At 40.4% G+C, this 22,518-nt stretch carries 21 protein-coding genes and 1 other annotated feature (1 of these 22 only partly in view); of the genes, 18 read left to right on the plus strand and 3 right to left on the minus strand.

Annotated elements, in window-relative coordinates:
- Positions 1 to 41: 41 nt before the first annotated feature.
- The 9 genes from MUO15_RS01245 (at position 42) to yajC (ending at position 6,368) form a co-directional block, all read left to right on the plus strand.
- Complete coding sequence (locus MUO15_RS01245; protein ID WP_245032824.1) at positions 42 to 614, plus strand: hypothetical protein; 573 nt, start codon at positions 42 to 44, stop codon at positions 612 to 614.
- The gene (locus tag MUO15_RS01250; protein WP_245032826.1) at positions 614 to 820 is read left to right on the plus strand and encodes a hypothetical protein; all 207 of its coding nucleotides are present in this window, start codon (positions 614 to 616) and stop codon (positions 818 to 820) included. The genes MUO15_RS01245 and MUO15_RS01250 overlap by 1 nt, the downstream gene beginning before the upstream one ends.
- 418 nt (positions 821 to 1,238) lie before the next feature.
- Positions 1,239 to 1,799 (plus strand): BofC C-terminal domain-containing protein, encoded by a 561-nt coding sequence (locus MUO15_RS01255; protein ID WP_245032828.1) that lies wholly within the window; start codon positions 1,239 to 1,241, stop codon positions 1,797 to 1,799.
- 251 nt (positions 1,800 to 2,050) lie between these two features.
- Positions 2,051 to 2,668 (plus strand): Holliday junction branch migration protein RuvA, encoded by a 618-nt coding sequence (ruvA, locus tag MUO15_RS01260; RefSeq protein ID WP_245032830.1) that lies wholly within the window; start codon positions 2,051 to 2,053, stop codon positions 2,666 to 2,668.
- An 18-nt stretch (positions 2,669 to 2,686) separates the two neighbouring features.
- Entirely contained in the window at positions 2,687 to 3,688 is a 1,002-nt protein-coding gene (gene ruvB / locus MUO15_RS01265; protein WP_245032832.1) for a Holliday junction branch migration DNA helicase RuvB, read from the plus strand.
- Positions 3,685 to 3,885, plus strand: coding sequence for a DUF2905 domain-containing protein (locus MUO15_RS01270; RefSeq protein ID WP_245032834.1), 201 nt, complete (start codon positions 3,685 to 3,687; stop codon positions 3,883 to 3,885). The genes ruvB and MUO15_RS01270 overlap by 4 nt, the downstream gene beginning before the upstream one ends.
- Positions 3,886 to 3,906: 21 nt before the next feature.
- A complete protein-coding gene (gene queA / locus MUO15_RS01275; protein ID WP_245032836.1) occupies positions 3,907 to 4,932 on the plus strand; it encodes a tRNA preQ1(34) S-adenosylmethionine ribosyltransferase-isomerase QueA in 1,026 nt (341 codons plus the stop codon).
- Between the two features lie 20 nt (positions 4,933 to 4,952).
- Positions 4,953 to 6,089, plus strand: coding sequence for a tRNA guanosine(34) transglycosylase Tgt (gene tgt, locus MUO15_RS01280; protein WP_245032838.1), 1,137 nt, complete (start codon positions 4,953 to 4,955; stop codon positions 6,087 to 6,089).
- A gap of 15 nt (positions 6,090 to 6,104) precedes the next feature.
- Positions 6,105 to 6,368 (plus strand): preprotein translocase subunit YajC, encoded by a 264-nt coding sequence (yajC, locus tag MUO15_RS01285; protein WP_245032840.1) that lies wholly within the window; start codon positions 6,105 to 6,107, stop codon positions 6,366 to 6,368.
- Positions 6,369 to 6,447: 79 nt separating this feature from the next.
- On the opposite strand, the gene MUO15_RS01290 is transcribed toward yajC, so the two are convergent.
- Positions 6,448 to 6,837, minus strand: a complete 390-nt coding sequence (locus MUO15_RS01290; protein WP_245032842.1) for a TIGR04086 family membrane protein — start codon at positions 6,835 to 6,837, stop codon at positions 6,448 to 6,450.
- 157 nt (positions 6,838 to 6,994) lie between these two features.
- On the opposite strand from MUO15_RS01290, the gene MUO15_RS01295 reads away from it, so the two are divergent.
- Positions 6,995 to 8,284, plus strand: coding sequence for an ArsB/NhaD family transporter (locus MUO15_RS01295; RefSeq protein ID WP_245032844.1), 1,290 nt, complete (start codon positions 6,995 to 6,997; stop codon positions 8,282 to 8,284).
- A 60-nt stretch (positions 8,285 to 8,344) separates the two neighbouring features.
- A complete protein-coding gene (locus MUO15_RS01300; protein ID WP_245032846.1) occupies positions 8,345 to 9,001 on the plus strand; it encodes a DUF421 domain-containing protein in 657 nt (218 codons plus the stop codon).
- Positions 9,002 to 9,022: 21 nt separating this feature from the next.
- Here the strand turns inward: MUO15_RS01300 and spoVB are convergent, their stop codons facing one another.
- Complete coding sequence (gene spoVB, locus MUO15_RS01305) at positions 9,023 to 10,579, minus strand: stage V sporulation protein B (protein ID WP_245032848.1); 1,557 nt, start codon at positions 10,577 to 10,579, stop codon at positions 9,023 to 9,025.
- A gap of 122 nt (positions 10,580 to 10,701) precedes the next feature.
- On the opposite strand from spoVB, the gene MUO15_RS01310 reads away from it, so the two are divergent.
- The 7 genes from MUO15_RS01310 (at position 10,702) to dtd (ending at position 20,650) form a co-directional block, all read left to right on the plus strand.
- A complete protein-coding gene (locus MUO15_RS01310; RefSeq protein ID WP_245032850.1) occupies positions 10,702 to 10,998 on the plus strand; it encodes a post-transcriptional regulator in 297 nt (98 codons plus the stop codon).
- 163 nt (positions 10,999 to 11,161) lie between these two features.
- Entirely contained in the window at positions 11,162 to 13,438 is a 2,277-nt protein-coding gene (gene secDF / locus MUO15_RS01315) for a protein translocase subunit SecDF (RefSeq protein ID WP_245032852.1), read from the plus strand.
- Positions 13,439 to 14,493: 1,055 nt separating this feature from the next.
- Positions 14,494 to 14,844 carry a LapA family protein gene (locus MUO15_RS01320; protein WP_245032854.1) on the plus strand — a complete coding sequence of 117 codons (351 nt, stop codon included), beginning with the start codon at positions 14,494 to 14,496 and terminating at the stop codon, positions 14,842 to 14,844.
- A gap of 56 nt (positions 14,845 to 14,900) precedes the next feature.
- The gene (recJ, locus tag MUO15_RS01325; RefSeq protein WP_245032856.1) at positions 14,901 to 17,222 is read left to right on the plus strand and encodes a single-stranded-DNA-specific exonuclease RecJ; all 2,322 of its coding nucleotides are present in this window, start codon (positions 14,901 to 14,903) and stop codon (positions 17,220 to 17,222) included.
- Complete coding sequence (locus MUO15_RS01330; RefSeq protein ID WP_245032858.1) at positions 17,212 to 17,724, plus strand: adenine phosphoribosyltransferase; 513 nt, start codon at positions 17,212 to 17,214, stop codon at positions 17,722 to 17,724. Before recJ ends, MUO15_RS01330 begins: the two co-directional genes overlap by 11 nt.
- 254 nt (positions 17,725 to 17,978) lie before the next feature.
- Entirely contained in the window at positions 17,979 to 20,183 is a 2,205-nt protein-coding gene (locus tag MUO15_RS01335) for a RelA/SpoT family protein (RefSeq protein ID WP_245032860.1), read from the plus strand.
- 20 nt (positions 20,184 to 20,203) lie between these two features.
- Entirely contained in the window at positions 20,204 to 20,650 is a 447-nt protein-coding gene (gene dtd, locus MUO15_RS01340; protein WP_245032862.1) for a D-aminoacyl-tRNA deacylase, read from the plus strand.
- 63 nt (positions 20,651 to 20,713) lie between these two features.
- Here the strand turns inward: dtd and MUO15_RS01345 are convergent, their stop codons facing one another.
- A complete protein-coding gene (locus MUO15_RS01345; protein ID WP_245032864.1) occupies positions 20,714 to 22,195 on the minus strand; it encodes an N-acetylmuramoyl-L-alanine amidase family protein in 1,482 nt (493 codons plus the stop codon).
- Between the two features lie 209 nt (positions 22,196 to 22,404).
- Positions 22,405 to 22,518, plus strand: a binding site (T-box leader) (it continues 111 nt past the right edge of the window).

The following is a 22,518-nucleotide window of genomic DNA, read 5'->3' on the forward strand; positions in this document are numbered from 1 at the left end:
TAGACGCTCCTTTTATTTTTTATGAGAAATGGAGTGATTGAATGTTAGAACAAGCATTTACAGACTTATTAAATGAGTTTGGCAAAGACATAACACTTAATGAAGAAACTGAAACACGTAAGGCGGTTATTTCATCTAAGAATGTTAATGAGGATTTTGACGACAGACTAATACATACCGACTTTCCTATTGATCGTGGAGATATGATTAAATGGAATAATTCAGACTGGATCGTTATTAGTCAGGTTGCTGCAAAACGTGACTTTGAATACAAAGGATTAATTAGAAAAGCTAATTGGACAATTGAGTTAGTTGTTCAAGAAGGGAAAAAGGAAATAGTCGGTTACGATGCCCTCGGGCGTCCCATATATGAAACAACTGATCCGATTGTTGAGGACTATCCTGTAATTGTTGAATGGGAAACATTTAATATAGAAGGAACACAAATAAGAATATCCGATTCAGAAATATCTATAATTGCTGTCAATAATGAAATAACACAAAAGGTAGCGTTGGCTGATACATATACAATAGCAAACAAAACGTACACAATCGACAATATTAATCAGTTAAAGAAAGGTTTGCTTGTTTTTAAAGCGAGTGTTGGCGCATAATGGGAGAATGTTGGAAATTAGACAATAATAATTATGCTCTGTATGTCGAGAACTTAGAGGTATTACGTTCCATTAGAAGGTATTATAAAGACTTTGAGTTAATGGCTACATACGAGAAAAAAGGGAAAGTTTTTGCTGAACAATATCGAGTACCTTTACATAAAAAGAGGGTCGCTAAACGTTTGGCTAAAAAAGCATGTAATTAGATGGTACGTTTTTATACCTGTGCTTCTGAGAGAGCCTACATTGAAATTAGATGACCTAGTACCTTGCTAACTAATTCTAATTTGCTTGTATGGCTTTATTTTGTAAGAAGTGTACCAATTACACCGATTAAATTATTCTTTTTCAAATAAAGTTAAGAAAAACATGGAAAAGGTATGGCTTCTTAATATCCCTTATGTTATGATAAATGTATAAATTTTCTATGCAAGGAAGGTTTATTCTTTCCTATTATATACGGTTTACGTTATTTCCTTTGGATGACGTGCAGGACATTTATCATAACTTAGATGCTGATGACGAAATTCTTGAACAACTCTCATAAGATGAATCCTCATTTATAATAGCTTCTGTTTCTGTACATACTAGAAACAGAAGCTATTTTTGTGAGGAGGGTTATGGATGTTTCGATGGATTTATGGGGCTATGCTTATTCTCTCGTTCTCCGTCTGGCAACTTTCTAGTATAGATGATGGTTCGTTAACAGCTGAGGATATACCCAAACAAAGAACTTTAGAAAAGAAAGCTGAAGCAGTTTCATCTACACCCGTTCGGGAAGAACCAGTAACATTTAATGTGATTACAAAAAAACACTACTTAGATGGGGTAACAGAAACGACAGAAAAACAAGAAGTTATTTGGTCGATGGCCGATTTCTGGGCGAAGTATAGTGACTGGACCATCGTTGAACATGAACTAGAGCAGATGGTTTTTTCTAAACAGGTGGATAAGATTTCACCGATTACTGAACAGAAGGGCTATTTTGGTGTAACGGCTGAAGGTGAATTAGCTGTATTCCAAGGAACACCATCTGAAGGAAACGTAATGGAGTCATTTAAGCCTATCCCTCTAAAACCTTTAGAAGCTAAAAGAAAGCTTAAGCTTGAGGATGGGATTAAAATTACCAGCTCCAAACATTTTCAGCAAGTCATCAGTCAATATGTTGATACAAAGGATCTTTAACTAGCTTGGTGTAAGACAATGCCAGCTTATCAGTATAAAAAATAGTAAAATATCAGAATCATCTTTACTAACAAAAAGGGATGTTCCTAGTTTTTCTTTAGGACATCTCTTTTTCTGGAAAACTCTGCTACCTCTTTTCTACTGAAGTTCCAGACAAAAGATCGTCTCTAGTTTTCTTTGTCTACGAACATGTGCTTGTGTGTTACAATAAGGGGAGATAAAGGAATTTAGGGTAGAGGAGAAATATGTACATGATTGCTTATGTAAAGGGTCTTCTGACAACGATAGAGGACGAATCGATTACGATTGAAACACAAGGGATTGGATATGAGGTTTTATGTGCTAATCCTTTCCATTTCCAGAACGATGTTAAAAAAGAAGTTAAAGTACATACTTATCATTATATAAGGGAAGATCAGCAGCTATTATTTGGATTTAAAAAGAAAGAAGATAAATTATTATTTGCCAAGCTCCTAAATGTCTCAGGTATTGGTCCAAAGGGGGCTTTGGCGATACTAGGAACGGTAAGTGTTCCAGAATTTGTTTCAGCGATTGAACAGGAAGATGAAAAATATTTAACAAGGTTCCCTGGTGTCGGGAAAAAAACAGCACGACAAATGATTTTAGATTTAAAAGGAAAACTTGTTATTTGGCTGCCACATGAAGAAAACGAAGATTCTATTTTTTATCAAGAGGATACGACTTCAAAAGAAAAGAGAGAACGAATAGATGAAGCTCTTGAAGCACTGAAAGCACTTGGTTATTCAGAGCGGGAGCTTAAAGTGGTACATACAGAGCTTGTAAATACGAAGAGTGGTCAGGTAGACGATTTGATTCGTCAAGGCCTTCAGCTGTTAATGAAATCATAGTTGTGAGGAGGTAAATATATGGAGGAACGTATGATATCAGGTGAACTTCAAGGAGAAGAACAGCAAATCGAACTGAGCCTCCGCCCTGAAATGCTCCGGCAGTATATCGGGCAAGAAAAGACGAAAGAAAATTTACGCATCTTTATTGAAGCAGCAAAAATGCGTCATGAACCTCTTGATCACGTACTGCTTTATGGCCCGCCTGGTCTCGGTAAAACAACACTGGCCTCGATCATCGCCAATGAAATGGAAGGACAATTTCGGTCCACTTCAGGTCCGGCGATCGAACGTGCCGGAGATTTAGCAGCAATTTTATCTTCTTTAGAAGCAGGGGACATCTTATTCATTGATGAAATTCACCGACTGCCTCGTTCGGTTGAGGAAATTCTTTACCCCGCCATGGAGGATTTCTGTTTAGACATAATTGTCGGGAACGGTCCAAGTGCAAGGTCTGTTCGACTTGACCTTCCACCGTTCACGCTGGTCGGTGCTACAACGAGAGCAGGCTTATTGTCCGCTCCGCTTCGTGATCGGTTCGGTGTTCACAGTCGCCTGGATTTTTATGATACAAAAGCGTTATGTGCGATTGTTGAACGGACAGCGGATATCTTTCATGTAGGGATTGACACAGATGCTGCTGTTGAAGTAGCGCGAAGGTCACGAGGGACACCGAGGATTGCAAATCGGTTATTGAAGCGGGTCCGTGATATTGCTCAAGTGAGAGGGGAAGATGTGATCAGTGAAAAAACAACGAAAACAGCTCTTAAAATGCTCCAAGTAGATGGAGAAGGGCTTGATCATATTGACCATAAGCTTCTACTTGCGATTATCGATAGCTTCAGGGGAGGGCCAGTTGGTTTAGATACGATAGCAGCTACCATCGGGGAAGAGTCACAAACGATTGAAGATGTGTATGAACCATTCTTATTACAAATGGGCTTTATCCAACGAACACCGCGGGGGCGGACCGTAACCCCAAAGGCTTATGCTCATTTTAACAGAGAGGTGCCAGAGGCTTGACGGGTTTTGGGAAAATCTTTATTGTAATAGGGATTGTGTTTATTGTTATTGGGGTATTGTGGAGTTTGATTGGAAAACTTCCAGGTGATATCAGCTTTAAAAAAGGGAATGTTACCTTTTATTTTCCGATTATGACTTCGATTATCGTAAGCATAGTCTTATCATTAATTTTTTATATCATCGGCAAGATCCGTTGACTTTAAGAATAGGGGATTCACATGGACGTTAAACAATATGATTTTGATTTACCAGAAGAGCTCATTGCACAAGTACCGCTATTAGATCGGGCATCATCAAGATTAATGGTGCTTAACAGAGAAGAACAAGTCATAAGCCATCGCCATTTTTCCGATATTAAGCAATTTTTACAGGCTGGGGACTGCCTCGTATTAAATGATACACGAGTATTACCCGCTCGCCTATATGGCTCTAAGAAAGATACGGGTGGAAAGGTAGAGGTGCTTCTCTTACATCAAGATCATGAGGACGAATGGGAAGTGCTTGTTAAACCAGCTAAAAAAGTAAAAATTGGAACGGAAATTATATTTGGTGAAGGAAAGTTAGTTGCAGAATGTATAGGATTAAGTGAACATGGCGGGAGGAAAGTACGATTTTCCTATGAGGGTATCTTCCTGGAAGTACTCGAATCATTAGGGGAAATGCCACTCCCGCCATATATTAAAGAACAACTGTCTGATCAAGAGCGTTACCAAACCGTTTACGCTAAAGAAGAAGGATCAGCCGCGGCTCCCACAGCAGGATTGCATTTTACCAAAGAATTACTGGCAGATCTTAAAAAGAGCGGAGTAGAGATTGCCTACTTAACGTTACATGTCGGTCTAGGAACATTCAGGCCAGTTAGCGTTGAAAATGTGGAAGAACATGAAATGCATGCAGAATTTTATCGATTGAGTCAGGAAACGGCTGAGCAATTGTTGCGTGTGAAGAGGAATGGCGGTCGAATCATTTCTGTAGGGACGACATCAACGCGTACACTGGAAACGATTATGCGCGATTATGGAACGTTTAAAGAAGCAAGTGGATGGACAGATATATTTATTTATCCGCCGTATCAGTTAAGGGCTATAGATGGATTAATGACGAATTTCCACTTGCCTCAATCTACATTGATCATGTTAGTCAGTGCGCTAGCAGGAAGAGACTTTATTTTAGAAGCATACAAAAAGGCTGTGGAGGAAAGGTATCGATTCTTCAGCTTTGGAGATGCCATGCTGATTTTATAAGAAAAGAGAGGATAGAAATCATGGCGGTCACATATGAATTAATAAAAACATGTAAACAAACAGGTGCTAGGCTTGGCCGTGTTCACACACCTCATGGTTCGTTTGAAACGCCAATGTTTATGCCTGTAGGAACACTCGCTACTGTGAAAACCATGAGTCCTGAGGAGCTTGAAAGAATGGGTGCTTCCATCATTCTTTCTAATACGTATCATCTTTGGCTTCGCCCAGGAGAGGATATTGTAGAGGAAGCAGGTGGATTGCATAAGTTTATGAATTGGAATGGCTCAATCCTTACTGATTCAGGTGGTTTTCAAGTTTTTAGCCTAAGTGATTTACGGCAAATTGAAGAAGAAGGTGTCCATTTCCGCAATCATATCAGCGGGGAAAAATTATTCTTATCCCCTGAGAAGGCGATGGGGATTCAGAATTCCTTAGGAGCCGATATTATGATGGCTTTTGATGAATGTCCGCCGTATCCTGCCGATCACGACTATATGAAAAAGTCTGTGGAACGGACAAGCCGCTGGGCAGAGCGGTGTCTTGAAGGCCACCAGAGATCAGATTCACAAGGGCTGTTTGGCATTGTGCAGGGCGGAGAGTACGAAGATTTACGCCGTCAGAGTGTGAAGGACCTTACTTCTCTTGACTTTCCCGGCTATGCTGTTGGTGGATTATCTGTTGGTGAACCCAAGGATGTTATGAACCGTGTGCTTGATTTCACGACACCATTGCTGCCAAATGACAAGCCACGTTATCTCATGGGTGTTGGATCTCCTGATTCCCTTATTGACGGTTCCATCCGTGGAATTGATATGTTTGATTGTGTCTTACCTACAAGAATTGCAAGAAACGGCACATGTATGACGTCCCAGGGAAGACTAGTTGTAAGGAACGCAAAATTTGCACGAGATTTTCGTCCAATTGATGAACAATGTGATTGTCATACATGCCGGAACTATAGCCGCGCCTACATCCGTCATCTAGTAAAAGCTAATGAGACTTTTGGCTTTAGGCTTACTACTTATCATAATCTTTATTTTTTGTTAAAATTAATGAGGCAAGTTCGTGAGGCCATTAGAGAAGATCGACTCGGTGACTTTAGAGAAGAATTCTTTGAACAGTATGGTTTCAACAAACCAAATGCAAAGAACTTTTAGAAAGGGGGAAAATGAATGGATACATTAGTAGGATTATTGCCGATTATTCTGATGTTTGTTATATTCTATTTCTTGTTAATCCGTCCACAGCAGAAGAAACAAAAGAAAGTGCAGCAAATGCAGACGGAACTTCAAAAGGGAGATAGAATCATTACAATTGGAGGCCTTCATGGTACGATTCATGCTTTAGACGAGGGTACTTTAGTTATTAGTACACAGGATGGTACACAAATGAAATTTGATCGCTCTTCAATTCGTGAAAAGTTAAATCAAGATTAATGAGAAAATCCCGCCAAGGCGGGATTTTTGTTTGTGATATTAGTTGTGAAAGAGTATTGCTTACTCGTTGTCAGTGATTTTAAGATTTGTTGTCTGTACTTCGTCTTGGCATATTTACTCCAATCATTCCTCCTAATAAAGCTGCAATAACCAGTCCACCAAAATAGCTTAACTGTGTCAAAGTTACCCAGGAATTCTCAAAAATCAATTGAAAACCTATCATGGCAACAACGAAAACAAGTCCTGTTAAGATTCCCGATAACCATCCTTTTTGCTCTCCTTTATAAGCAGCAATCAAGCCACCAAAGGCCAAAATGGTTAAACCAGCTACCAAAGATATTTGATTTAATGTGTCAATATCAATTGACGTAAAGCGAAGAAGAATAGCTAAAACAGCGGCAACAACCATCATCAAAATCATGATTGATCCTATTCCGTAACCAAGAACCCCTTGCATAAGCTTTTTCATATGCACCATCCCCTTTTTAAGAGTAATAAAATGATAACGTTTCCCTTTCCTAACTTGTCTCTAAGAATATATGCATAAAAACCCTATAGATAGAAGTAGATATTTTGCCAACCTTTTGAATAGGTATAAGAAAAGACCATTTAGAAGGAGTAAGTCTATGACAACCATGCTTGCATTACTTATCTTTGTCGCCAGCTATTGCTTAATAATGACGGAGAAATGGAACAGGGCTATCGTTGCCTTAAGTGGAGGAGCGCTGCTTCTTATTACTGAAGTGCTCGATTGGGAGGAAGCGATTGGTTTTATTGATTGGGAAACCATTGCTCTTTTATTTTCTATGATGGTGCTCGTATCGATAACCAAAAAAACGGGTGTTTTTTCTTTTGCTGCTATAAAGCTTGCTCAAATGGTGAAAGGGAGACCTGTTCCTTTACTTATTGTGACGGCACTTTTTACAGCTGTCGGTTCGGCATTTTTAGATAATGTGACAACGGTGATGTTATTTGTACCTGTTTTATTATCCTTAGTGGACCGTTTGAAGTTGCCGGCCTTCCCTTATTTATTAACTACCATTCTTTGTGCAAATATCGGTGGTACAGCGACATTAATTGGTGATCCGCCAAACATTATGATTGGACAGGCAGTCGAACATTTTACCTTTTTGTCTTTTCTTTATCATTTAGGTCCTGTTGTCTTAATCATTTTTACGCTTGTCTTAGCTATTATTCTACTGCTTTTTAAAAACAAGCTTATCTATGATCAACACCTAGCGCATCAATTAATGGATATGAATGCACGAGAGAATGTTGTTGTCGACAAGCTTTTATTTCATTCCATACTTGCATTAATGCTGACGATTACTGGCTTTATGCTTCACCCTATCATCCACATGGATATTACGACGATAGCTGTGAGCGGTGCCTTGCTGTTATTATTTTTGACAGATAAGCAAATAGAGGTTGAACGAGTGTTTGAAGAGGTAGAATGGGTCACCTTGTTTTTCTTTATCGGATTATTCATGTTAGTGGGTGGACTTGAAAAGGTCGGGATCATTGATGAAATCGCACGGGGAATGATGGTTATATCGGGAGGAGACATGCCTGTTACATCGATGATGATGTTATGGATTTCTGGATTATTATCGGGAATTGTTGATAATATTCCGTTTGTTGCAGCCATGATCCCTGTAGTTCAAGAACTCCAAGGCTATGGAATGATGAATGTGGACCCAATTTGGTGGTCACTAGCCCTTGGAGCATGCCTAGGGGGAAATGCGACACTCATTGGGGCTTCGGCGAACGTTGTAGTTGCAGGGATCGCAGCCAGCCATAAGCACCCCATCCCTTTTATAAAGTTTGCTCTTTACGGAATTCCTGTTATGCTGCTCTCTCTCCTTATTTGTTCCGTTTACGTTTTCTTACGTTATTTAGTGCCTTTTTTATCATAATATGCGATTTTTAGGTCATGTTAAGAAAAGCAGGTGATAGTGAAGGGTTGATGGTGAATCATGTTTCTAGGCACAATCATTGTACGTACGATTATAACCTATTTAATTATATTAATTGTGTTTCGCCTAATGGGGAAGAGAGAAATTGGAGAGTTAAGTGTAATGGATCTCGTTGTATTTATCATTTTTGGGGAGATTGCCGTCTCTGTGATTGAAGAACCGACATCCTCTATGCTGAATGCTCTGGTTCCTATATCCATTCTTTTACTTATTCAATGGGGAAGTGCGATGCTTTCCTTGAAAAGTCAGCGATTTAGAAGTTGGTTTGATGGACGTCCTTCGGTATTAGTTAAACATGGGAAAATAGATGAGAAGGAAATGAGGAAGCAGCGCTACAATTTTTCTGATCTTTTGCTACAGCTTCGCGAACAGGGTATTCAGCAAGTAGACAGAGTTGCTTATGCGGTCCTTGAGCCCTCAGGAAAGCTCTCTGTTTTTGAAAAGGAAGAGGATGGCGGTTCAGGATATGCTGTGGTTTTAATCGCTGATGGGCAAGTACAGTATAGTGGTCTAAAGACGATTCGAAAAAATAAACACTGGCTTATGAATGAAGTGAAAAAACGGGGATATACATCAACGGAAGAAGTTTCACTTTGTTCCATTAACGATAAAGGCGAACTGTGGCTCGATGAAAAAGATGAATATACAAATGAGTAGCCCGCAAGTAAAGCTTGCGGGCTACTTGTGTTTAAATATTTTTCCCCAAGGAATTAATTTCCATTCACTGACATAGAGCATTCTGAACACAAATAACAGAATGATATAAACAATCGTTAAAACAACACCAAGCGCCGCCAGTTGAGACAGGGGCTGGCTAGTCACTAACCAATGTACTTTTAGTTGATAACCAAGCCAGCCTGTACCAGTGATCACAGCTGTAAATTGGATAACCATAAGAGGAGGAAGTTTGAAGCTGGCATGGCGCATAAGGACCAATAAGTGTAACAATGTGACAACTACAACCCCCACAACCATAGCAACTGCCACCCCATGGATACCAAATTCTGGTTTAGAGCTCAGACCAACTAAGACAGTGAATTTTATGATTGCACCTATCAAGGTGTTCCACATAGCATGTCTAGCAAGATCCAGTGCTTGAAGGCTTGCTTGTAACGGTGTTTGAATATAGTGCAACAGGAAAAATGGAGCCATGAACTGCAGCAAAAATGTTCCATGACTTGTACCATAAATGGTCATCAAAATAATCGATGGAAAGATCATGAAAATGATGGTAACCAGCCCTCCCGAAGCAAGGGAAAGACGAATTGATTGTAAGATACGGTGTTGTATTGTTGTAGATTTATTCATGGCAGCCGCTTCGCTTATGGAAGGAACTAATGCAGCTGAAAGAGCATGTGTCAGAAAAGTAGGCAAAAATAGTAAAGGTAAAATATATCCGGTCAACTCACCGTATTGCTTGGTAGATTCAATGGCAGTTAATCCTGCAATGGCTAGACTTTGTGCGACAAGTATTGGTTCAAAGAAATTCGTCAATGAGCCGATGAATCGGCTGCCGGTCGTCGGTAACGCAATCGTCATCAGTTCATTTAGCGTGTTCTTCCCATTTTGTACATGTGTTTTCCACGTTTTCCTTAGTTTAAATTTCTTATGGATATTAAATTGGCGAGTCATATAAAACAAGGAAACGAGTTCACCTAAGATGACAGCAACCATAGCTGCCGCTGCTGCATATTCGACACCATAGGGATGGAACAGTTTTGTTAATAGGATGACAAGACAAACACGAACGACTTGTTCAATGACTTGGGAGATCGCCTGAGGCTTCATGTTTTGCCTGCCCTGGAAGTAGCCTCGTAATACAGATGAGATCGCAACAATTGGAAGGATCGGAGTGATAGCAAGGAGCGGTGCCAAAGCTCTTTGGTCTGTTAGTAAATGGTTAGCTACAAGGGGTGAGAGTAGAAATAGACCGATAGTAAACACAATACTCAATGAGCAAGTCACGGTAAGCGAGACGACTAGAATACGCTTAATCTGCCGTTCATTTCCCGTAGCTTCTGCTTCTGAGACCCTCTTAGCTATTGCTACTGGAAGACCGAATTGAGTAATCGTATAGGCTAAAAATAATGTAGGGAGAGCCATCATATATAGACCTATACCTTCTTGACCCATCACCCGTGCGAGAACAATCCGATTGACAAAGCCGAGCAAACGCGTTATCAGTCCGGCTACAACTAGAATTAGTGCGCCATGAAGAAAGGTTTGTTTAGACATAACAGATCCGCCTTCTCAAAAAAATGAAATTCAGCTACAATGAAGTATATGCGATAGGATGGACAAGGCATGACAATGGATTTATAAAGCTTGGAAAACTAGAGAATGCAGGGAGTGTCCATATGGAAGCAGAGAAGAGAGTAAGTGAGTGGAAATTTCAAGTAAAGCCTGTACTAATTAGTAAAAAAGAGGAACTTCAAGACATGGGTTACCAAAAAGCGACCACAGAAGAGGTTTGGAATTGCTTACAGAAGAAGGTATGGAAAAAAGACCCGGAAAAAAGGCTTCATCAAGTTGTTCAAGATATCCTTCACTTAAGTACAAATCAATTTGTCAGCTACATAACAGTCGAAGCCTATCAAGATGAGGATCTAATGGCTTCTATTCAAGCATTGTCAAACGAAAAGGGGTCAGATTGACATCCTTTGACTACGTATTATAATGAGTCTATTGTTGTTAATAGAGAAAACATAGTGAACTAGAATTTGGAATGCTTATAAAGTAATCGTCTGCAGCTTGTATTGCAGTTCTTTTACATAAGCTAAGAGCGTGTCGAATGAGACGAAGGAGGCAAAGGGCGTTATGGTGAAAAGGGGTCGGATTGTTGCCTTTTTTCTAGTAGTTATCATAGTAGCTACTACAATTGGCACAACCATAACTGGTGTGACAAAAGATATTAATTTAGGATTGGATTTACAAGGCGGCTTTGAAATTTTGTATGATGTAGAGCCGCTGAATGAAGGCCAGGAATTAAACCAAACAGCTATGGAGGCGACTGTAGAGTCATTAACTCAACGTGTCAATTCACTAGGAATTAGTGAAGCGAATATCTCAATTGAAGACGAAACGAAAATTCGTGTGCAATTAGCTGGGGTAGAGAATCAGGAAGAAGCGAGAGATCTCCTTTCCTCGACAGCGGAGTTATCGTTTAGAGGGGTAGAAGGAAAGGAATATATGGATGGGGCTGACTTAGTTGAAGGCAGTGCCCAGCAGACTTATGACCAAAATAATAATCCTGTCGTTTCTTTAGAAGTGAAAAGTGCTTCACAATTTTACGAAGTATCTAAAGAAATCGTCAATAAAGAACCAGATCCAAGTACACCTTATCCTGAAGATTTGTTAGTTATTTGGCTGGATTATGATGAAGAAACATCGTTTGCAGAGGAATTTGGTACAGAAGACCCAGGCTATCTCTCTGCACCTGCCTTTCCTGATGGACCCGTTAGAAGTAACACCGTACAAATCTCTGGTGACTTCACAGTAGAATCAGCTAAGCAGTTAGCAGATCTTATCAATGCCGGCTCTCTGCCGGTTGAGTTAACTGAAACCTATTCTACCTCCGTCGGTGCTCAGTTCGGAGAGCAGGCTATGAATAAAACGGTCTTTGCCGGGCTTATTGGGGTTGCTTTGATCTTCCTTTATATGATCGTTTATTATCGTTTCCCAGGTGTTATAGCTGTTATTACGCTATCAGCCTATATTTACTTAGTCTTGCTTGTGTTTGGTTTGTTGCAAGGTGTGCTGACACTACCTGGGATAGCAGCCATCATATTAGGGGTAGGTATGGCCGTTGATGCCAATATTATTACCTACGAGCGGATTCAAGAAGAATTAAAATCCGGTAAGTCTGTTATGTCAGCCTTTAAAGCCGGAAATAAACGATCACTGACCACGATTTTGGATGCAAATATAACAACATTAATTGCGGCAGCAGTACTCTTTACTTTCGGCACAAGCTCTGTCAAAGGGTTTGCGACAATGTTGATCATCAGTATTTTAGTCAGCTTTGTCACAGCCGTTTATGGAACGCGTCTGTTCATGGGCTTATGGGTGAAAAGCCGCTTCCTAAATAAACGCCCACGATGGTTTGGGGTGAAACCTGAGGACATTCATTCTCTTGAGGAGGGCGAAGAAGTCGAGGCGACCTTCCTTAAACGTAAATTTGATTTAGTTGGGGCACGCAAACGCTTCTTTACACTTTCTATTCTACTAATTGTAATTGGTGGGATTGCTCTCGGGGTATTCAGGCTTAACTTAGGAATCGACTTTACGAGCGGCTCACGTGTTTCCATTTTGGCAAACGAAAATGTCGAAGCAGAACAGATCGAAGAAACGTTTGAGAGTGAGTTTGGATTAAATGCAAAGCAAGTTGTCATTTCCGGTGATAACGGTGAAATTGCAGTGGCACGTTTTCAATTAGAACTAAGTAAAGCACAAGTAGCTGAAGTGCAAGACTATTTTCAAGAAGAATATGGAAGTACACCGAATATAAGTACGGTTTCGCCGATTGTAGGACAACAGTTAGCCCAGAATGCGGCACTTGCCGTCTTATATGCTTCCATCGGGATTATTATTTATGTGGCAATCAGATTTGAATTAATCTTTGCTATTACAGCGATCCTAGCCTTGCTTCATGATGCGTTTTTCATGCTAGTTTTATTTAGTGTCACACAGCTCGAATTTGATGTGACGATTATCGCAGCCATACTAACGATCGTCGGTTACTCGGTGAATGATACGATTGTAACGTTTGACCGAATACGAGAGAATGTCAGATTGAAGAAAAAAGTGAAATCGTTTAAGGAATTAGCTAAGATTGTTAATGATAGTTTGCTCCAGACAATGGCTCGAAGCCTTAATACCGTGATTACGGTTGTCTTTGCAGCCGTCATGCTGCTTATATTTGGAGCTTCCTCGATTACCAACTTTGCTTTCGCCTTAGTTGTTGGATTAATTGCTGGTACGTATTCTTCCCTCTTTATCGCAGCACAGCTATGGCTGGTGTGGCGCGGTAAGAGCATTAAAGAAAAGCCGATTGATTTCTCTAAAAAGAAAAATACTGGCGGTCCACAAGTATAATAATGATGAAAAAGCGATTGTCCTAATAACGGGACAGTCGCTTTTTTTGGAAACATGCAAATGTGCAAATATAGGGCTGGTTCGTGCATATAATTAAAGTTTCACGCAATTAACCGGAATTTCGTGCAAATAACAAGAATTTGATGCAATTGAATGAATTTCATAATTTAAGCCCCTTCTGCCCCAAGGGATTCAAAACGCAAAAAAGGAAGTACCTCCCCAAATCTAGTCAAGTAGGAAGGTTAAGGGCAGTAATCTGGAAGACACAATCTCGAGATAGGTTTCCGTTTCCTTGGATGGAGAAGGAGGTCCGGGAAATCACTCGCTTTCCGTGGGCATGCGCTGAGCCTCCTCGGACTCCGTCCTCCGGGGTCTCACCTGTCATGTTCATCCCACAGGTCTCGCAATTTCCCGGATCTCCTTGTGTTTGTGAGAAGAACGGAAACCCTCCACAGTAACAAAACGACAGCAGAACTTCTTATCAGAGAGCTGAAAATCCCTCTGTGACGCGGTTATTATGCCACATCATGATGGATGACACCCTCTGAACATTGGAGACTCATTCGGAATACGAATGGCTCCGTACATCACAAAAAAGGTGGGGTGGATGGGAACGGTGAGACTCCCGTGGGAGAAGGAGCAAGGCGAGACCACGGAAGGCTCCGCCTGAGGAGGCTTGCCAGTTCCCCCACAGGAAAGCGAGTCGTTTCCCAGCCACCCCGAACCCTCATACCGTAACGGACCCTAAGTGTCTCGGAACTGAGTCTCAGAATAAGGGGACGATGTAAAGCAACATGGATAGAAAGTGATCAAACTTCTTTATAAAACGGAAACTAAAATCTGCTGGATAAGAATCCATTTTGAACCTTTTCGGAAAAGAGCCTTATATTCTGCCAGTCTTTGGTGTTTTAAAAAGAGCAATTATGAAATTGATTCAATTAGCAAAAATTACGTGCAATTAATGGTTAGAGATCTTCAACTTAATGATAGGCTGGTTAATTTCTTGACGAATAGGGTATAAAAGAATGTAAGAAGCTGTTTGAGGAGGTCGAACAATGAAAGGACAAACGTATATTATTCTTGCACTTATATTTGCATTACTAATTGCGGTGTTCGCCGTTATTAACGTAGATCCTGTCGAGGTCAATTATTTATTTGGTACAGGGGAAGCGCCTTTAATCTTAGTCATTATTGGGTCTGTGCTTATGGGAGTGCTTATTACTGCTTCAGCAGGAGCTGTACGTTTCTTTAGGTTACAGCGTGAAAATCGCTCTTTAAAGAATCAGCTTGAGAAAAAAACAAATGAGCAAGCCAGTTCCAATGAGTTTTCTGATGCTCAGGAACAGGAAGCCGAGAAGGCAGAGGATGTAAGCGAGTCTAAACATTCGGACACGGATGTGAAATAGGTGGGATTTGCTACCCTGAATCCCTCTTGTATAATAGATGGGTCAGGGGTGAAGTCATGTTACAAAGTAAAATGAAATGGAATTTTACATATATTGAAGAGGATCAAACATCCGGGTCATTTCCTATCAAAGGGATGTCGGACGTAACGAAAAGACTATTAGAAAAAAGGAAGTTAACCGAGCCTGACGTGATCGATCGATTTCTTCATCCGTCTTTAGATGATATACATGATCCGTTTTTAATGGAGGATATGGGACGGGCAATTGAACGAGTTCAGTCAGCTATTCATAAAGGTGAAAATATTTTAGTATTTGGTGATTATGATGCAGATGGTGTCAGCTCGACAACGGTTTTGATCGAAGCTTTGACAGAAGCCGGGGCCCAAGCTGATTACTACATACCAAACCGTTTTACAGAAGGATATGGACCAAATGAAGCAGCCTTTAGGCAAGCCGCTGTGGATGGATATTCTGTCATTATTACGGTGGATACAGGGATAGCGGCTATTCATGAAGCAGATATTGCAAAAGAGCTTGGAATCGATCTGATTATTACAGATCACCACGAGGTACAAGAAATCCTTCCACAAGCCTATGCAATCATTCATCCGAAAACTTCTGAAGCCTACCCGTTTAAAGAGCTTGCTGGAGTAGGCGTGGCTTTTAAATTTGCTACAGCTTTATTAGGCCGGTTCCCCGAACATCTATTAGATATGGTCGCGATAGGAACGATAGCTGACCTTGTTCCTTTACATGATGAAAATCGCGTGCTCGTCTCTTACGGTTTGAAGGCAATATCGCGTTCGAATCGAAAAGGTATACAAGCCTTAAGGACCGTAGCGGGATTAGATGGTGCCATTGATGAAGAAACGATAGGTTTTACCATCGGCCCAAGAGTAAATGCTGTTGGGCGCCTGCAAGATGCAAGTCCGGCTGTGGAACTGTTTTTAACGGATGACCGTGCCGAAGCTGATCACCTGGCTTCACTTATTAATCAGCTTAACCAAGAACGGCAGAAAATCGTTGCTGATACAGCAAAAGAAGCCGAAGAAATGATAAAAAGTGGGGAGCAGGAGCTGAGCAATGTCATCGTAGTAGCTAAAGAGGGATGGAATCCGGGAGTTCTCGGTATTGTCGCCTCAAAATTAGTCCGAACATTTGACCGCCCAGCCATCGTTTTAGCGATTGACCCCGAAAAACAACAAGCAAAAGGTTCAGCTCGTAGTATTGATGCTTTTGACTTGTTTGCCAATTGTATGGAAGTCAGGGATCGTTTCATTCATTTTGGAGGACACGCCCAAGCAGCTGGCATGACACTTGATGCGAATGAGGTGGATAACTTAAGACAACAATTGAGTGATTTAGCCGGGCAGAAGCTGTCATCAGAGGACTATCAGCAAGTCCTTGATGTTGAAATGTCTATAGAAATAGAGGACGTATCCCTGCAGCAAATAGAGGAAATTAATAAATTGCGACCGTTTGGGATGGGAAATCCTAAGCCGTTGTTTCATGTTAAACAATCACCTAAAGAACTTAGACGAATTGGAAGCCGTAAAAACCATTTGAAGATTACGTTTCAAAATCAGTCTGCTAAACTGGATGGTGTTGCTTTTGGTATGGGGGACCTGTATCCGCACATATCGCCACATGCTGAGCTTGAGGTGGTTGGAGAACTTAGCGTTAACGAATGGAACGGCAAAAAAAATGTGCAAATTATGGTCAAGGATATGCAGGTGTCCTCATGGCAGCTTTTTGATCTAAGGGGATCCAAGCACATTGAGAAACAAATAAGTCTTTCCGACGGGGAAACGTATGCAGCTGTAAGTTTTCAGAACACGACCGAAGTTCCTTTCCAACTTCCCGTCTTTGCCCCCTCAGAATTGGCTGGACTGGACGAAGTGGATGGACTCTTGCTTGTAGATTTACCGAAGGATCTATCTGATTTGTCCAATTTGTTGAACGAGGTAAGGCCAGGGAAATTATATGCCTGTTATCAAGTTGATGAGGGTGCTTTTCTGCAAACATGGCCTACACGTGATCACTTTAAATGGTTTTATGGTATGCTAGTAAAGCGTAAAACGTTCAACCTTAAACAAGATCGAGAAAAACTGGCAGCCCGAAAAGGGTGGGACCGGTCAATGGTCGATTTTATTTCACAGGTGTTTTTTGAACTAGATTTTGTTAAAATAGAGGATGATTTTATTACGATTAATTCAACACCTTCACATAGAGATTTGACAGATTCAATTCTTTATCAAGAAAGAAAAAAACAATTATATGTCGAGCAGTCTTTATATTATTCGACTTATAAAGAGTTGAAGAGTTGGCTTGATAGACAGAGGAATAGCCTCAAGGAGGAAGTAGTAAATGGATTATAAAGAACATATCGCTATCGTACAGGATTGGCCAAAAGAAGGAATAACATTTAAAGACATAACTCCATTAATGGATAATGGAAAAGCTTTCAAGTCTGCAGTAGACGAAATTGTCCACTATTCTAAAGATAAAGAGATTGATCTAGTCGTAGGACCGGAAGCTCGCGGATTTATCGTAGGTTGCCCTGTTTCTTACGCTCTTGAAATAGGTTTTGCACCAGTGCGAAAAGAAGGCAAATTGCCTCGTGACACGATCAAAGTAGATTATGGACTTGAATATGGAAAAGATGTTCTTACCATTCATAAAGATGCTATCAAGCCTGGTCAGCGTGTACTTATTGTAGATGACTTGCTTGCAACAGGGGGAACGATTGAAGCCACCATTGCATTGGTAGAGGAGCTTGGAGGGGTCGTCGCCGGATGTGCTTTCCTCGTTGAATTGACATATTTAGATGGAAGAAAAAAGCTTGATGGCTACGATGTGTTGACATTAATGCAATATTAAGAGAAGGAGAGTGTCCTCTTAGCAGGACGCTCTTTGTTTTACATGTAAATGAAAAAAGTAATTGTCTAACCGCCCCTTTTACGCTTTTCTATGTCTAGCTGCAGCGCCCAGACACGCAAGACTAGTGATTTGCCGGGCGCCTCCGCTTTTCTAAATTAGACGTTTTTCCTTTACATTTGACAGGCTTTTTTTGATAATGGTAAACAAACTATAATTTTTGGTGAAGAAACATACAGAAATCAGGGGGTGATGATATGGCGAAAGATAATATATTAACAGCCGAAGAAGTAATCGAACAAGCAAGCCAATATATGAATAATGATGATCTTGCATTTATTCGCAGGGCCTTTGAGTTTGCCAATTATGCTCACAGTGAGCAATACCGCAAGTCTGGAGAGCCGTACATTATCCACCCGATTCAAGTAGCTGGAATTCTTGTTAACCTTGAGATGGATCCTGAAACGATAGCAAGCGGCTTTCTTCACGATGTGGTAGAAGATACAGAAATCGGTCTGGAAGAAATAGAGACAAGCTTTAATACGGAAGTTTCTATGCTCGTAGACGGTGTGACGAAACTAGGTAAGATTAAATACAAGTCCAAAGAAGCACAACAAGCTGAAAATCATCGAAAAATGTTCGTAGCTATGGCAAAGGATATGCGTGTCATTTTAATTAAACTAGCTGACCGTTTGCATAATATGAGGACATTGAAGCATTTGCCTCCTGAAAAGCAAAGGAGAATTTCTAATGAAACATTAGAAATCTTTGCTCCCCTTGCTCACCGACTTGGGATCTCGACGATTAAGTGGGAACTCGAAGATACAGCCTTGCGCTATTTAAATCCACAGCAATATTATCGAATTGTTCATTTAATGAAGCAAAAACGTAATCAACGTGAATCCTATATTGAAGATGTGATGGGTGAAATCCGTGGCCAGCTAAATGATGTGAACATTGAAGCAGATTTGAACGGACGCCCTAAACATTTATATAGTATATACCGCAAAATGGTACTTCAGAATAAACAATTCAATGAAATATACGATTTGCTGGCTGTACGGATTCAAGTGGAAAGTATTAAAGATTGCTACGCTGTACTAGGAATCATTCATACATGCTGGAAGCCAATGCCTGGGCGTTTTAAAGATTATATTGCTATGCCAAAACCAAATTTATACCAATCCTTGCATACGACGGTGATAGGGCCTAAAGGTGATCCATTAGAAGTACAAATCCGCACACACGAAATGCATGAGATTGCGGAATATGGAATTGCAGCACATTGGGCATATAAGGAAGGAAAACAAACCCCTGCGATTCAGTCTTTTGAAGATAAGCTGACTTGGTTTCGTGAAATCTTGGACTGGCAAAGTGAAACGAATGACGCTGAAGAATTTATGGAATCGTTAAAGGTTGATCTATTCTCTGATATGGTCTATGTTTTCACTCCTAAAGGCGACGTGATTGAACTTCCGTCAGGTTCAGTACCGATTGATTTTGCCTATCTTATTCATACTGAAGTAGGAAATCAAACGATTGGAGCGAAGGTGAACGGTAAAATGGAGCCGCTGGATTACCAGTTGAACACTGGTGACATTGTTGAGATGATGACTTCGAAACATTCCTATGGACCCTCCAAAGACTGGATCAAGCTCACACAGACATCACAAGCAAAAAATAAAATCAAGCAATTTTTTAAACGACAAAGAAAAGAAGAAAACGTGACAAAAGGCCGCGAAATGGTAGAGCGTGAAATTCGTAACTTTGACCTTCAGCCGAAAGAAGTATTCACCGCCGATAACCTTAGCCGTGTGTCTGAAAAATTTAACTTTGCAAATGAAGAAGACATGTTCGCGGCAGTAGGCTACCAGGGGATCACGGCCGCCCAAATCGCTACACGTTTAACTGAGAAATTAAGAAGACAACAGCAAAAAGAACAAAACTTAGAGGAAACCCTCGCTGATGTAACAACAACAGAAATTAAGAAATCATCGACTACTGGCAAAAAGGATTCCGGCGTTAGAGTGGAAGGTGTTGATAACCTGCTCGTTCGCCTTTCTAAATGCTGCAACCCTGTACCAGGTGATGAGATTGTCGGTTATATTACTAAGGGGCGCGGTGTATCTGTGCATCGTACAGATTGTCCTAACGTTCAGACAGAGGAAGCGAAGCCGCGCTTATTGCCTGTCCATTGGGAAAAAGGTCCAACAAATACGAAACAGTATCATGTTGATTTAGAGATTTGGGGTTATGACCGCCGTGGGTTATTAAACGAAGTCTTACAGGCTGTCAATGAAACAAAGACAAATATAACTGCTGTTTCTGGAAAATCCGATCGTAATAAAATGGCGACGATCCATATAACGATCCTTATTCAAAATACGGATCACTTACGAAAAATTGTGGAGAGAATTAAACAAATTCACGATGTGTATACAGTGCGCCGTGTGATGCAATAAGTAAAAGGGAGAATGTAAACATGAGGGCTGTTATTCAAAGGGCGATAAGTGCTTCCGTAGAGGTTGAACGAGAAGTAATTGGACAGATCAATGAGGGACTTGTCATTTTACTTGGTGTCACCCATGAGGATACGGAGGAAGATGTTCGCTACCTAGTGAAAAAAATTCCCCATTTACGTATTTTTGAAGATCGTGATGGCAAAATGAACCATTCATTGCTTGACGTAAATGGGGGGCTCCTCTCTATTTCACAGTTCACTTTATATGGGGAGACCCGAAAAGGAAGACGTCCTAACTTTATGGAAGCTGCAAAGCCTGAACAAGCGAATAAATTGTACGAGAGATTTAATGAGCTATTGAGGAGTGAAGGTATAGAAGTTGAAACAGGCGCGTTCGGTGAGATGATGAATATACAACTGACAAACAGTGGTCCTGTGACACTTATTATCGACAGTAAGGAAAAATAACAGTAAACCTGCAGCTTATGCTGCAGGTTTACTTATTGTCACTAATTCAAATGAACCCATTCTCTAATCAAAATAACTTATAAGTCCATTGACAACTCCCTGAGTGACTTTATTTTGAAAAACGGAACTTTTGACTATCCGTTCTTCTGTAGGGTTAGAAAGAAATCCTAACTCAAGGAGGACTGCTGGCTTCTTATTATTTTTAAGGACATGAAAATCACCATGTTTGATGCCGCGGTCCCTGAGGTCTACAGCTTCGGCCAAACTAGACTGAATGTTGCTGGCAACTGACTTTGAGTTGCTATGATAATAGTAAGTGCCTATTCCAGAGACACTTATGTCCTTTGGAAAGCTATTATAGTGAATACTTACAAACACGTCCGCCTTTGAAGTATTAGACAGGATTGTTCTTGCCGACAACGATACATATGAATCGTTTGAACGTGTCATCATTACATGAGCACCGTTTTGCTCAATGGCATTCTTTAACTTTTTAGTGGTTTGTAATGTCAGTGTTTTTTCGTAGCTTCCATTAGCACCAATTGCCCCAGGGTCAAAACCTCCGTGGCCAGCATCGATCATGATGGTTTTTCCACTTAAACTGTCAGATTTTTTATTGGAAGGTTGAGGGGGTGTAGATGAACTTCCGGCCTTTACAATCCAGCCTGCCACATAAGCTTCCATATCCTTATAGGAGATTTTGTACCATTGGCCTTCTTTACCCAATACATCAAATTGATCACCTTTATGGCCATGGCCAACTACTTTATTATTCGAGGAAGGGCCTGATCGAATGTTCGTACCGTTGTAAAGAAGTGTGATTTTTGAACTTTGTACTTTGGGTGTAGAAGTGGAGCTTTTCTTATCTGTAACAAGCCACCCTGCAACCCAGCCTGTTTTGTTGTTATCTAATCTAATCTGGAACCAGCCCTTGCTTTCGGAAACATAATCAAATGTTTTCCCTTTTCCTACCTGAGTAATAATCGAGGTGTTTGTAGACCCCTGTGTTCTAACATTTATTACAGCAGTTGTCACTGTTACCTGACCGAGTGATTTGGTGTTTGATGTTGTTTCCTTTTTACCTTTAGAATTACTGTGAGTATATGTACTTAAATAATCACTATGAACCCACCCAGAAACTTTTGCACTGGAAATCAACACCCAATCACCTTGTTGCTTTTTCTTTGTTACTTGTATATTTTTCATTAAATAACCGCGGAGCTTTCCATCCATTCCTGGTTGTTCCCTAACACGTAAATAATCGACCTTAGATGTAAGGGATTCCTCTTGCTTTATTTTGACGAGGTAGCTAGCAACCCAACCCTTTTTATCGTTCCATTCAATTTGTGTCCAATCGTTTTTCTCATTAACAATGCGATAGGTTTCACTGTTGTTAGCTTGCCCAATAATGGGATCTGACAGACTAGGACCTGACCTTACATTTAAACGGTCCACCTGTATAACAGCTTGATCAGCATGAACAATATTTGTCGTCATCCAGATTAAGCCGGCAAAAATAAATAATAATGATAACCAACCTTTCATACTTTTGCATACACCTCCATATTTTGTTGACTTTACACATATTCGACAAACGTTCCTGATCCCCTTCTCTAGTGTACAGAAAAAATTTCACTGGCAGTGATGAATGGTTTGAAATAAGACTTGATGAACTTTCGCTATCTCATATATAAATAAACTTGACATGTGATTAACTAAAACTATATGATAGTAATCAATTGTAAATGAATCGACTATAACCATTGAGGAAAAAAGTAGTCTGAAATCAGGTAGCCAGAGAAGAAATGCCAGACGGCTGAAAGCATTTCTATATCATGATCAGATGAAAGACATTTCTTAGGTTTCAC

Source organism: Halobacillus amylolyticus (genome assembly GCF_022921115.1).
Taxonomy (GTDB): Bacteria; Bacillota; Bacilli; order Bacillales; family Halobacillaceae; genus Halobacillus_A; species Halobacillus_A amylolyticus.

Coding starts and splice junctions, on each gene's coding strand:
- MUO15_RS01245 (WP_245032824.1), top strand. CDS start 42: ATGTTAGAACAAGCATTTACAGACTTATTAAATGAGTTTGGCAAAGAC.
- MUO15_RS01250 (WP_245032826.1), top strand. CDS start 614: ATGGGAGAATGTTGGAAATTAGACAATAATAATTATGCTCTGTATGTC.
- MUO15_RS01255 (WP_245032828.1), top strand. CDS start 1,239: ATGTTTCGATGGATTTATGGGGCTATGCTTATTCTCTCGTTCTCCGTC.
- ruvA (WP_245032830.1), top strand. CDS start 2,051: ATGATTGCTTATGTAAAGGGTCTTCTGACAACGATAGAGGACGAATCG.
- ruvB (WP_245032832.1), top strand. CDS start 2,687: ATGGAGGAACGTATGATATCAGGTGAACTTCAAGGAGAAGAACAGCAA.
- queA (WP_245032836.1), top strand. CDS start 3,907: ATGGACGTTAAACAATATGATTTTGATTTACCAGAAGAGCTCATTGCA.
- tgt (WP_245032838.1), top strand. CDS start 4,953: ATGGCGGTCACATATGAATTAATAAAAACATGTAAACAAACAGGTGCT.
- yajC (WP_245032840.1), top strand. CDS start 6,105: ATGGATACATTAGTAGGATTATTGCCGATTATTCTGATGTTTGTTATA.
- MUO15_RS01290 (WP_245032842.1), bottom strand. CDS start 6,837: ATGAAAAAGCTTATGCAAGGGGTTCTTGGTTACGGAATAGGATCAATC.
- MUO15_RS01295 (WP_245032844.1), top strand. CDS start 6,995: ATGACAACCATGCTTGCATTACTTATCTTTGTCGCCAGCTATTGCTTA.
- MUO15_RS01300 (WP_245032846.1), top strand. CDS start 8,345: ATGTTTCTAGGCACAATCATTGTACGTACGATTATAACCTATTTAATT.
- spoVB (WP_245032848.1), bottom strand. CDS start 10,579: ATGTCTAAACAAACCTTTCTTCATGGCGCACTAATTCTAGTTGTAGCC.
- MUO15_RS01310 (WP_245032850.1), top strand. CDS start 10,702: ATGGAAGCAGAGAAGAGAGTAAGTGAGTGGAAATTTCAAGTAAAGCCT.
- secDF (WP_245032852.1), top strand. CDS start 11,162: ATGGTGAAAAGGGGTCGGATTGTTGCCTTTTTTCTAGTAGTTATCATA.
- MUO15_RS01320 (WP_245032854.1), top strand. CDS start 14,494: ATGAAAGGACAAACGTATATTATTCTTGCACTTATATTTGCATTACTA.
- recJ (WP_245032856.1), top strand. CDS start 14,901: ATGTTACAAAGTAAAATGAAATGGAATTTTACATATATTGAAGAGGAT.
- MUO15_RS01330 (WP_245032858.1), top strand. CDS start 17,212: ATGGATTATAAAGAACATATCGCTATCGTACAGGATTGGCCAAAAGAA.
- MUO15_RS01335 (WP_245032860.1), top strand. CDS start 17,979: ATGGCGAAAGATAATATATTAACAGCCGAAGAAGTAATCGAACAAGCA.
- dtd (WP_245032862.1), top strand. CDS start 20,204: ATGAGGGCTGTTATTCAAAGGGCGATAAGTGCTTCCGTAGAGGTTGAA.
- MUO15_RS01345 (WP_245032864.1), bottom strand. CDS start 22,195: ATGAAAGGTTGGTTATCATTATTATTTATTTTTGCCGGCTTAATCTGG.